The sequence below is a fragment of the Vibrio sp. SALL6 genome (assembly GCF_002002385.1).
GTDB lineage: Bacteria > Pseudomonadota > Gammaproteobacteria > Enterobacterales > Vibrionaceae > Vibrio > Vibrio parahaemolyticus.
The window spans coordinates 1-12,270 of the sequence record NZ_MQVK01000015.1 but is presented as its reverse complement, the minus strand read 5'-3'; the positions used below and the strand labels follow the sequence as shown (position 1 = coordinate 12,270).

10 protein-coding genes are annotated in these 12,270 nt (G+C 42.5%); all 10 read left to right on the top strand.

Annotated elements, in window-relative coordinates; translation table 11 throughout:
* Window positions 1-5: 5 nt before the first annotated feature.
* Genes BIW15_RS08605 through tssH form a run of 10 tightly spaced genes read left to right on the top strand, consistent with a single transcriptional unit; the run spans window position 6 to window position 12,159 of the window.
* Complete coding sequence (locus BIW15_RS08605; protein WP_005463805.1) at window positions 6-794, top strand: PP2C family serine/threonine-protein phosphatase; 789 nt, start codon at window positions 6-8, stop codon at window positions 792-794.
* The gene (tssA, locus tag BIW15_RS08600) at window positions 791-1,912 is read left to right on the top strand and encodes a type VI secretion system protein TssA (RefSeq protein ID WP_025500899.1); all 1,122 of its coding nucleotides are present in this window, start codon (window positions 791-793) and stop codon (window positions 1,910-1,912) included. The genes BIW15_RS08605 and tssA overlap by 4 nt, the downstream gene beginning before the upstream one ends.
* A 15-nt stretch (window positions 1,913-1,927) precedes the next feature.
* Window positions 1,928-2,458: a type VI secretion system contractile sheath small subunit gene (gene tssB / locus BIW15_RS08595; protein ID WP_005463809.1), complete on the top strand. Its 531-nt coding sequence runs from the start codon at window positions 1,928-1,930 to the stop codon at window positions 2,456-2,458.
* Window positions 2,458-3,951 carry a type VI secretion system contractile sheath large subunit gene (gene tssC, locus BIW15_RS08590; protein WP_005463811.1) on the top strand — a complete coding sequence of 498 codons (1,494 nt, stop codon included), beginning with the start codon at window positions 2,458-2,460 and terminating at the stop codon, window positions 3,949-3,951. Before tssB ends, tssC (BIW15_RS08590) begins: the two co-directional genes overlap by 1 nt.
* Before the next feature lie 55 nt (window positions 3,952-4,006).
* Window positions 4,007-5,518, top strand: coding sequence for a type VI secretion system contractile sheath large subunit (gene tssC, locus BIW15_RS08585; protein ID WP_005480259.1), 1,512 nt, complete (start codon window positions 4,007-4,009; stop codon window positions 5,516-5,518).
* A gap of 10 nt (window positions 5,519-5,528) precedes the next feature.
* On the top strand, window positions 5,529-6,326 hold the full coding sequence (locus tag BIW15_RS08580; RefSeq protein ID WP_071161121.1) for a type VI secretion system accessory protein TagJ: 798 nt from the start codon (window positions 5,529-5,531) through the stop codon (window positions 6,324-6,326).
* A gap of 8 nt (window positions 6,327-6,334) precedes the next feature.
* On the top strand, window positions 6,335-6,799 hold the full coding sequence (tssE, locus tag BIW15_RS08575) for a type VI secretion system baseplate subunit TssE (protein ID WP_015313304.1): 465 nt from the start codon (window positions 6,335-6,337) through the stop codon (window positions 6,797-6,799).
* On the top strand, window positions 6,796-8,619 hold the full coding sequence (tssF, locus tag BIW15_RS08570) for a type VI secretion system baseplate subunit TssF (RefSeq protein WP_077280844.1): 1,824 nt from the start codon (window positions 6,796-6,798) through the stop codon (window positions 8,617-8,619). The genes tssE and tssF overlap by 4 nt, the downstream gene beginning before the upstream one ends.
* A complete protein-coding gene (gene tssG, locus BIW15_RS08565) occupies window positions 8,616-9,581 on the top strand; it encodes a type VI secretion system baseplate subunit TssG (RefSeq protein WP_077280843.1) in 966 nt (321 codons plus the stop codon). Before tssF ends, tssG begins: the two co-directional genes overlap by 4 nt.
* 10 nt (window positions 9,582-9,591) lie before the next feature.
* Window positions 9,592-12,159: a type VI secretion system ATPase TssH gene (tssH, locus tag BIW15_RS08560; RefSeq protein WP_077280842.1), complete on the top strand. Its 2,568-nt coding sequence runs from the start codon at window positions 9,592-9,594 to the stop codon at window positions 12,157-12,159.
* Window positions 12,160-12,270 lie beyond the last annotated feature (111 nt).

The following is a 12,270-nucleotide window of genomic DNA, read 5'->3' as shown; positions in this document are numbered from 1 at the left end:
AAAGAATGAATTGGAATTATTTTACTTTTGCCAAAACTCATGCAGGTAAAGTTCGTCCTTATAATGAGGATGCGTTACTGGATATGACTGAACAGCATATATGGGTTGTTGCTGACGGCATGGGCGGTCATAGCGCTGGCGATATCGCGAGTCAAATGCTGGTCGACAGAATTGCACGCCATATGCAAGATGTGCCAAACACCAATATAGATGATATTCGCGCAGCAGTGCAGCAAGCGAATTTTGAGATCTATCAATATGCTCAAATGAACTTAGATGGAAAGACAATGGGCACAACATTGGTGTTGTTGTTTATTCAGGATGGTTATTACCACTGCCTATGGGTTGGTGATAGCCGCATTTATCAACTAAGAAACGGTACTTTTGTACAAAAAACTCGTGACCATAGCCAAGTTATGGAGTTAGTTGAGCAAGGCTTGTTGGCATTTGAAGACGCAGAGTCCCATCCATTAGCCAATGTAATTACCCGAGCTGTTGGGGTTGATGAGATGGTGACGATAGACCAAGTATCGGGACAGCTTGCGGATGGTGACCAGTTCTTGTTGTGCAGTGATGGACTTTCCAAGGAACTAAGCTGTGATGAAATGCATAAAACTCTATGTGCAGATTCAGTTAACCAAGCTGGTTTGGCATTGATGCACTCTGCTCTGGTGCGTGGCGCTAGTGATAACGTGACGTGTGCGCTCATTAAAGTGCGTCAAGAACCTAGTGAGTTTGACTCCGCTAGGCGAGATGACGCGACTATTCCTGTGTTTTTGAGGGGGAGAGTATGAGTAACACGATGTTTGATTGGTATGAGCAAGTCCTTGCACCAATTTCGGAAGACAATCCGACTGGCATTGATCCAAGAGAGGATGTCTCTCCTCAGTCTGCTTATTATCGACTTAAAGATCAGCGAATGGTGGCAAGAAACGCAGAGCGAAACGCCATCATCGAAGAAGAAAGTATTCACACACATAACAACTTATGGCGCGTTTTTGTTGAAGAAGTACCAGAAGTTCTCGCTACACAATCAAAAGATTTTGAGTTTGTTGCCTGGCTAATAGAAGCATTAACTCGGCTTTATGGTTTTAGAGGCATGGGCGTAGGCTACAAAATTGCTAGCGCGTTTGTTGAGTCATATTGGGATGAGCTGCACCCAATGCCTGATGAAGACGGCATAGAAACGCGGATTTCTGCCATCACTGGACTTAATGGTATTGATAGTGAGGGAACGCTGATCTTTCCTCTTGCCTCGATTCCATTGACGGATATGGGTGTAGAGCAAGCTTATGCATATTGGGAATACCAACAAGCCATTGAACTCGAGCGCTTGGATGAAGACAAGCGAAGAGCGCGAGTAGATCAAGGCGCAATTGAATTGTCGCGTATCACTGACACGGTGAAATCAACGTCAGATGAGTTTTACCAGTCTCTGATTGCAGATCTCGAGTTCGCTACAGGTGCTTTTAATGAGTTCAGTCAGCGACTTGATGACGCTGTAGGGGATGTAACGCCTAGCTCATATATTTCAAAAAGAATTGAATCAATACACGCGGCACTTAAGCACTTGTTGGGTAACCGTTTTAAGGATAAGGATGAAGTCTCCATTTCTGACGAAAATGGTGATGAAGAGTTGGAAGAAGCGAGTCAACAAGCTGTTACTCACAACTCATCTGCGTTATTAGTTACAAACATGCAATCTCGAGAACAAGCTATTCAACAGTTGCAACATGTGGCGGACTTTTTTAGAGAAAGCGAGCCTCACTCACCAGTTTCTTACTCCATCGAACAAATTATTCGTTGGTGTGGAATGCCTCTGCCTGAATTACTGGCGGAACTAATCTCCGACGGAGACGCAAAACGAAGCTACTTCCGTTTGGTTGGCATAGCAGAACAAAATGAAAATTAATAAAGGGAGAATGGTATGACGAGTATCCACTCGAAACTTTCACGAGTACGGAAGCCTCGTGTTCACATTACCTACGATGTTGAAACCGAAGGAACAACTTTGAAAAAAGAGCTTCCTTTTGTGGTGGGTGTTATGGGCGACTTTGCAGGCCAAAATACCGAAGCATTGAAACCATTAAAGGATCGCCGTTTCATTCAAATCGATCGTGATAACTTCGATGATGTACTTAAAAAGATGAGTCCATCGGTTAAGTTCAAAGTCGCAAACAAGTTAGCAAATGACGATTCTGAATTTGCGGTTGAACTGAGCTTTAAATCGATGCAAGACTTTGAACCAGCAGCGATTGTCAATCAAGTAGAACCATTGCGTCAGCTGATGGAAACTCGTAACAAACTGCGAGACTTGATGACTAAAGTCGACCGTTCGGAAGAACTTGAAAACATCCTAGAAGAAGTTCTCAACAATACAGACAATTTGGCAAAACTAGCTGGTGAGCTAGATCTTGGCAAAAAAGCGCCATCAGAAAGTACTGAGGGAGCAGAATAATGACGACTCAAGTTGAAAAACAACTCGATCCTACGGTGGGTGAACAAACCACTTCATTTCTTGAACAGGCTATTGGTGCGACGAAACAAACAGAAGCATCGAGAGCAGAAGAGCTGATCAAGACACTGACTGAAGAAGCGATGAAGGGGACGGTTTCTTGGAATAAAAACCTAACCGTAACTTTCCGTGAAGCGATTAATTTGCTTGATAGACAGATTTCAGAGCAGCTTTCTGAAGTTATGCACCATCCTGAGCTACAAAAGTTAGAAGGCTCATGGCGCGGGCTGAATTACTTAGTCATGAATTCTGAGACAAGTTCTACGCTGAAAATTCGCATGATTAGCATCACGAAGAAAGAGCTTCATAAAGACTTAAGTAAAGCGGTTGAATTCGATCAAAGTCAAATCTTTAAAAAAGTGTACGAATCTGAATTTGGTAGCGCTGGTGGTGAACCGTATGGTGCTTTAATTGGTGACTACGAGTTTACAAACCATCCAGAAGATATTGAGTCTTTGCGTTTAATGTCGAATGTTGCTGCTTCGGGTTTCTCACCATTCTTGTCTGCTGCTTCTCCTGCGCTATTTGGTTTTGATGAGTGGACAGAACTATCTAAACCGCGCGATTTAGATAAAGTCTTTGAGTCGTTGGAATATGCGCAATGGCGCTCTTTCCGTGAAAGTGCAGATTCTCGTTTTGTAAGCTTAACGATGCCTAAAGTATTAGCTCGCTTGCCATACGGCCAAGCTACCTCTCCTGTAGAAGCGTTTGGCTTTGAAGAGTTTGATGTGGATCCTGTGTCGGGTATCGCCGTTAATGCTGATCACAATGATTATTGTTGGATGAACTCATCGTACGTGCTTGGCGTCAAACTGACGGATGCATTTTCTAAGTATGGTTTCTGTACTGCTATTCGTGGCGCAGAGGGTGGTGGGCGAGTTGATAACCTACCAACACACTTCTTCATGAGTGATGATGGTGACCCAGATATGAAGTGCCCAACGGAAATTGGCATTACAGACCGCCGTGAAGCGGAATTGGGTAAACTGGGTTTCTTACCGTTGTGTCACTACAAAAATACAAACTATGCCGTGTTCTTTGGTGCTCAAACTTGTCAAAAACCAGCAAATCATGAATCTCCAGAAGTGGCAGCAAACGCGGCAATTTCAGCAAGACTTCCTTACATGATGGCAACCTCTCGTTTTGCACATTATTTGAAAGTAATGGCTCGAGACAAGATCGGTAGCTTTATGGAAGCAGAAGACGTTGAATCTTGGTTGAACCGTTGGATTCTTGGCTATGTGAACGCTTCTGAAGGTGGCGGTCAAGAAATTCGTGCGAAATACCCTCTTGCCGACGCTCGCGTACAAGTTAAGGAGATTCCAGGTTCTCCTGGTTCTTACAACGCGGTTGCTTGGCTCAAACCATGGCTTCAAATGGAAGAGCTAACCACGTCTTTAAGACTCGTTGCTAAAATTCCTCAGTCGGGTGGCTAAATAGAGTTAATGGCTGGTCACTTCGACCAGCCATTAAGCCAAGCTTATGGTAGTTATGACGAAAATAGATGCATTGAACTTTCTAGACCCAGAGGAACTCACACACGAGTTTACACCGATGGGCCTGGCTGAGTTTGACAGTCATTGGTTGACTCAATTTGTTGAATGTTCAGATTCAATACTTGCGGCACGAATTTGGTTGGAAGGCACGCAATCTAAAGATTTTGCGAGTTTTCGCCATAGCATTGTGAGCACGATTAATACCATTGACACACTATTACAGAAGCAGCTCAATGAGATCATTCATCATCCAGATTTTCAGAAATTAGAGTGCAGTTGGGTAGGCGTTCGATATTTATGTGAACAAGTTGATAAACCATCGTCTGACTCAGTAAAAATTAAAGTTCTATCTGCAACATGGAATGAAGTAAGTAAAGATGCGCTCAAGGCTATCGAGTTCGATCAGTCTGCCTTGTTTAAATTACTCTATCAAAATGAATATGGAATGGCCGGAGGAGAACCCTTTGGTGTGGTTGTTGGTGATTATCAATTACGTTATGACCCGAGAACAAATTATTTTGATAGAGATATCTCTGTGCTAAGCAAGATATCTCAGTCTGCTGCTGCGGCATTTAGTCCATTTGTAATGTCTGCGTCTCCTGAAATATTCGGTGTGAACACATTTGCCGAACTTTCGTCGACTCGAGACGTTGCGGCACAATTTGAACAAATTGATTATGTCAAATGGAGACAGTTGCGAGATAACGATGATACCAAGTTTATTGGCTTAACCGCTCCTAACGTGCTTTTTCGACAACCCTACAAAAGTGATGGTTCTCGAAACGATCAATTTGAATTTCAAGAGAATATTGACGATTCAAATAACGATTTATTGTGGGGAAGTGGAGCCTTCTGTTTTGCTGCTGTTTCGATTAGAGCATTCCAAGAGCACGGTTGGTTTACTCACATGCGAGGAATAAAACAGGGGGATTATAGTCAAGGCATTATTGTTGCTCCTACAAGAAACAAAACACGCATTAATGGCAAAAATGACAGAGATAGATGCCCTTTAAATCTAAAAGTCTCTGAGCGTAAAGAGCAAGAACTGTCTGATTGTGGGTTCATTCCGATTTCACCAGTTCCTGAAACAGACATGGTCGGCATGACTTCCAATGTTTCGTTGTATAAGCCAAAACTGTACGAAGAGAAGCATGTTGCGACTAATGCAAAACTCACCTCAATGCTCCAATACACGATGTGTGTATCGCGTATAGCACACTACGTCAAAGTTATGGGGCGAGACAAGATAGGTGGCTATCAGGACGCGGCATCGCTCGAGAGGGAGTTTCAGACTTGGTTACATCAATATACAACGGCTTCAGACGAAGCTTCGGATGAACTCAGAGCTAAGTACCCATTGAACGAAGCGAAGATCAAAGTTAGAGAGAAACGCGATACGCCAGGGCACTTCTACTCGGTGATACATTTACGCCCTCATTTTCAGCTCGACCAAATGGTCTCAAGTATCAAATTAATTACGGAATTATCACCAGAACATTTGGTGTAAGGAAAGAAAGATGACTCAGTGGAAAAATGCCTTATCGGAAGGGCAGTTGCAACAAGCTTTAGAACTACTAATCGAAGCAATAAAGGCATCTCCCAAGGATGCCAGTTTGAGAAGCTCTTTTATTGAACTGCTTTGTATTGATGGTGATTTTGAGCGAGCTGATGAGCAACTGATGCAGTCTATTAAACTGTTTCCTGAATATCTTCCAGGCGCTAGCCAGTTAAGACATCTGGTTAAAGCTGCTCAAGCGCGAAAGGATTTCGCTCAAGGTGCGGCAACCGCGAAGGTATTGGGTGAGAACGAAGAACTAACTAAGTCATTGGTTAGCTTCAACTTATCAATGGTGAGTCAAGATTATGAACAAGTTTCTGAACTTGCTCTTCAAATCGAAGAACTGAGACAAGAAAAAGGCTTTTTAGCTAATGATACTTCGTTCTCAGACGGGCGGGATATTGATGATCGTTTAGGTGGTTACATTGAGCTGTTTTCTACCGCAGGCAACTACTTCCTCGTCCCTATTGCTAGCATCAACACTTTAGAAATCAAATCTGCTACCTCTTTGCTAGAAAGTGTTTGGCGCCCCGTTGAGTTTGACATTGACGGCTTAGGTGAAGGTGAAGGCCATATGCCGATGACTTACGTGGATTCAGAAAGTGATGCTCAGAAACTAGGTCGTGAAACGGATTGGAAACAAATAGCTGACAAAGAAGTTTACTTAGGTTTAGGTCTGAAGTGTTGGCTTGTCGGTGAAATGGCGCTGCCGATTTCTGACTTACAAAATCTACAAGTAATAAAAGAGTTGGCGTAAGAGCAATTATGGCTTTAACGGTTTCACTGCTAGACAAGTTGATTGATAGCGACCCAACTACCAGAGAAGAAAAAGATTTTCCTGTCAGTCAACAACACATGCTCAATGGTTTGTTAAGAGACTTAGAGTCGATGCTTAATAGTCGTATTGGTTGGAAAAATATTCACGAAGACTTTTTAGAAGTTAGATACTCAATTCTGAACTATGGGTTACCTGATTTTTCATCAATGCCTTATAGCAGCCAAGATGGACAAAGTCAGTTGTGTGACATCGTTTATGAAGCTATTCGGGAGTTTGAACCTCGGTTAAGAAATCCGCACGTTCAAATTTCTGATGAAAAAAATGCGATAGATCGAACCTTACGGTTAGAAATTAGCGCAACTTGTTTGATTGATAATGACATCCACGAGTTGAAATTCAATTCGGAAGTCGAGCCAGTGAACTTAGGAATGAAGTTGAGTCGAGCGAAATGAGTGAAGAGTTTCTAAAATACTACAATCGTGAATTGGCCTATCTGCGACACAAAGGGCAAGAGTTTGGCGAGCAATATCCTAAAATTGCGGCTAGGTTACGTATCAGCGAAGAACAAGTTGAAGACCCACATGTTGAACGTCTGTTGGAAGGTTGTGCTTTTTTAACCGCTCGGATAAGACAAAGTCTGGATAACAGTTACCCACAGTTTACGGAATCACTGATGGGACAGCTATATCCGGACTTTCATGCGCCAATTCCTTCGATGTCCGTGATCAAATTGAACTGTTCAGAGTCAACCACTAGTTCATTTGCTATTCCTGTGGGTGAAAGAGTCGAAGTTAGTGCCCCTGGATATCAAGATTGCCAGTTTCGAACCGGTTACCCGACAACAATGTATCCACTCGATATTATCTCTGGTTCATTTGAGAACGCGCCTTTCAAACCTACTGGCTCTAAGTGGGAGCATAATGCGCACTCTGTACTAAGGTGTCAGCTGAGTGCTCATGATTCAGAGTCCTCTATCAATTCCATGGGTATCGATTGTTTGCGTTTGTACTTAAATGGACAGACGCAATTAACACTCAAGCTATATCAAATGTTATTCCAAAGTTTGATTGGTCTTTCAATCGTATTGGATGGTAAAGAAATCATGCCTCTAACTAAGAGGCATCTTCAATCGGTTGGTTTTGGGGACGAGGAACAAGTCGTCCCTTACAGTAAGAGAAGTTTTTCGGGATCTCGTTTATTGGTCGAGTACCTTCATTTCCCAGAAAAATTCATGTTCTTTGACTTGATCGAGCTCGGCTTAGATAAGTTAGAGATTCAAGGGCAGGTCGAGATTTGCTTTTACTTCGATACAAGCGATGACTGGCTACCAAAGCAAGTAGACGAGGAAAGTGTCATGGTTGGCTGTGTTCCCATTGTAAATCTGTTCAAATCAACCATGGAACCTAAACGTCTCCTTCCAACAGAGTACGAGTATCAATTATCTCCTCAGTACCAAGATGCAGAGAGTAATGAAGTTGTCTCGATTTCTGATGTTACCTTGAGAAACTGGAACAAAACTTACGATCACTTACCCTGCTACCATTCCGGAGAGCACACGCATTACATGAGTGCGAGTGAAGTGTATTGGTTAATGAGACGAGAGGATAAAAACTGGGCCGGTGGCTACGATGAGCCTGGTCGAGAGACTTATGTTTCTTTTGTTGATAAGCAATACCAGTTGTTCAGCCCTGAAAGCAGAGATAATTGGCTGATGTATGTGGAAGCTGAGTGTTGCAATCGTAATTTGCCACAAAAAATTCCATTTGGTGGCGGGCTACCAAAGGTTCAGTTACCCAATGTTGATGATAATTTTAAATCAATCAGGTGCTTAACGTCTCTCTCCGAAACGCTTAGACCAGAGATGGATGAAAGCACACGATGGCAGCTTACCAAGCTATTAACATTGAACCATTTTACTGAAGCTGACGGCCTAGCAACGTTAAAACAAACATTGAACTTGTATGCATTTGCAGGCACTGCCGAAACAAAAGCCGTTATAGATGCTCTAGTCAAGCTAGAGTTTGAACATACAACCGGTAGGGTTAGTCAGAAAGGAAAAGTTGGTTTTGCACATGGAGTAAAGCTGATTCTAACAGTATCCGATCAGATACTGCCAAAAGAGCAGATCTTTTTATTGGGTAGCGTGTTATCTGTTTACTTTGCTCAATATGCGGAGATTAACGTGTTTACGCAGTTAGAGATTAAGTTGAAATCAACCAGCAGCTCCTTTCACGTATGGCCTGCGCTGACAGGTGATAAGGTGTTGTTATGAGCTCAGAGGACTTCTACCGCGAGCTAAAGCAACGTTCTTTGTTTGAATCTATTCATCTTATTGAGCAAGAGCTTTTGAAAGTTGAATCGCAAATTGGAACAGATGCATTACCAAAAAACGAGAAACTTAACTTAAAGGTCAATGCGTCTTTAGGCTTTGAGAATGCGCAACTCGTTTCTACTAAACCATTAGGTAAAGATAAATTAGCGCTTGAGACAAATTTGATTGGTTTGACGGGGGAGCAGGGAGTACTGCCTCAGCATTACAGCGAGTTTGCATTGAATCGACTGAAAGAAGGCGATCATGCGATGGTGGACTTCTATGACATTTTTAACCATCGGCTTTTATCCCTCTATTATCGAAGTTGGCAGTTGAGTCAGTTAACCATACAAGCGCGTGCGCATGCAAAAAATCAGCGCTCCCCATTAACTGATTGCATGTCGTCATTGACTGGCGATGGGAATGATCTAGCACTGCATTATGGCGGCATGTATGCATCTCCAACACGAAGTAAAGGTGCATTGAAGAGCATTTTGGAATGTTTGTCTGGTTGCCAAATTCGTATTCACGAGTTTCAAGGTCAATGGATGCGACTGTCTAAATCTGAACAAACTCGTTTGGCATCGAAAAGTATGCCCGAAGGCCAGTTTGCACAACTCGGTGCTGGTGCGTCACTAGGAAGAAAAGCCTGGAATATCAATGCAAGTACAACAATTGAGTTTCTCCCAAAGGAAAGTAAGCAAGTCAAAAATCTATTACCCAAGACCAATACATTGAAAACGATAAAACAGGTAGCAGGTGACTTCATTGGCAAACACAAGCACGTTAAATGGCAACTCACGACTAAACATAGTCTATTGCCTCAAGTTCAAATATCTAAGCAACAAGGTCAGTTAGGTGTCGGCTCTGTACTGAAAAAACATGAACGTACGGAAGATCGCAACATAACAATTACGGTTTAAAGGAAATATAATGGCTTCATTATCACTTTCAGCGTTGGTCGAAAGATTGTCTCCGCAAGCGAAGGAAACGCTAGAGCAAGCGGCGGCAATGGCAAGTTCGCGTACACATCATAGTATAGAGTTGACCCACTGGTTGTTGGCGATAGTTCAACATCCATCCGGTATTTATTCAGAAGTGTTTGAAGCTTTTGATATTGATGAAAGAAAAGTCGAAGAACAACTGCAAGCTCAGCTTGAAAAATACAAAACTGGATGCCAAACCGTCCCAGGCCTTTCTGCTTATACTGTAACCATGATGCAGAATGCTTTGATGTGTGCAACGATAGAGTTTCATGAAGAACAAGTGAACTGTATCCACTTACTGTTTGCGTATCTTTCTGATGACACGCTAGTGAATATGATGAACGCTATTAGCGCGGAGCTAGACAAAGTCGAACCATCTCGCCTAGTCGCAATGAAAGAGCATGTGGGCGATGGTGGAAACAATACTTCTAAGGCGATGAGTAGCTCGAACTCAGCATTGAATCAGTTCACAACGGATCTTACTGAGCAAGCTAAAGCTGGAAAAATAGACCCTGTTATCGGTCGCGACAATGAAATCCGCTTGATGATCGATATCTTACTACGTCGCCGCCAAAACAATCCGATCTTAACGGGTGAGGCCGGCGTAGGTAAAACTGCGGTAATTGAGGGGCTGGCGCAAAAAATAGTGGATGGGGATGTTCCTCCTGCTTTGCATGATGTTGCCATCAAATCACTCGATCTTGCTTTGCTTCAGGCGGGTGCGGGGATGAAAGGGGAGTTTGAAAATAGACTTAAAAATCTCATTCGAGAAGTGAACGAATCTTCGCAGCCAATCATTCTTTTTATCGATGAAGCTCATGGTCTAATCGGAGGTGGTGGTCAAGCGGGACAAGGTGATGCTGCTAATATATTGAAACCAGCGTTGGCTCGAGGAGAGTTACGGACCATCGCTGCAACTACTTGGGCTGAGTACAAAAAATATTTTGAAAAAGATGCCGCGTTAACGAGGCGCTTCCAGGTTGTGAAAGTAGACGAGCCGACTCCTGAGTTAGCGGTAGATATGCTTAGAGGCTTGGTTAACATCATGGGGCAACATCATGATGTCTATATCACAAGCCAAGCACTGAATGCTGCGGTACAACTTTCTGCTCGCTACATTAACGGACGCCAACTGCCAGATAAAGCAGTATCGGTATTAGATACAGCGTGTTCGCGTGTTGCATTGAGCCAATCTGCCACGCCGGGCGCGTTGGATAGCAAAAAGAAAAAGCTAAACATCAAAGAAGCTGAGTTTCAACAACTTACCAAAGAGGCTCAATTGGGCGTAAGTCACGATGAACTGCTTAATAATATTCGGTATGAGATCGATGAGTTATCTAATCAAGTCATAGAATTAGAGGCAATTTGGGAACAAGAAAAGCAGTGGGTTCAAGAAGCTAAGTCGTTGAGAGCTAGGGTGATAGAAGAGAATGCCGACTGTGACAAAGAGCGATTACAGGAAATCGAATCGAACTTAGCTCTCAACGCCCAACCTTTAGTCTTTTCTCATGTGAATGAATCTTTGATTGCTGAGGTGATTTCTGATTGGACAGGCATTCCACTTGGAAAATTGCAAGATGACGAAATTGAAGCGGTTCTTAACCTAAAAGATAGCTTGTGCGAGCGAGTGGTGGGGCAAGATCATGCTCTAGAAATCATGTCCGAAGTGATCAAAACAGCAAGTGCCCAATTGACGGATGAAACCAAACCTAATGGCGTGTTTTTATTAACTGGCCCTAGTGGTGTCGGAAAAACGGAATCCGCTCTTGCTATCGCAGAGAAAGTTTATGGGAGCGAAGACAACGTAACCACGATAAATATGTCGGAATTCAAAGAAGAGCATAAGGTTTCATTGTTGTTAGGCTCTCCTCCTGGATATGTCGGATACGGTGAGGGGGGCGTTCTAACGGAAGCCGTAAGGCGTAAACCTTACAGTGTGATTCTGTTGGATGAAATGGAAAAAGCGCACCCCGGTGTGCAAGATATTTTCTATCAAGTGTTTGATAAAGGCTCCATTAAAGATGGTGAAGGTCGAGATATCGATTTTAAAAACACCATCATTATCATGACGGCGAATACTGGTACAGAAACCACAATGTTTCTCTATGCAGATCCAGACTTAGCGCCAGAACCGGAAGCTCTAAAAGAAGCGCTTAGAGATGATTTGCTAACAGATTTTAAACCTGCATTTTTGGGGCGGGTTAATGTATTACCTTACTTGCCTCTCGGAAAAGAAGTCCTAACGGAAATAACTAAGTTAAAACTCAACAAAGTATCTAACCGTATCCGAAAACATTATTCGGCAGGGTTATATTTTGATGAACAACTAATTAATGACATTGTAGACAATAGTAATGAGTCAGGAAGTGGTGCTCGTGTAGTTCAAACCACCATTGAAAATAATTTACTTCCTAAAATTTCTCATGAAATATTGAATGCAATTCTTAATGGTAAGACGTTCGATGAAATTAATGTTAGAGGTTCAATTAAAGAACTAGAAGTCTCACTTATTTAACAAGTTTAACTCTGTAAATAATAATTGAGAGTTGCTTCATAATAACTATTATTAGTTATAAATATCGCTTAATTTAAATCTAATTTAAAGATATAAAGGAGCGTATTTAAA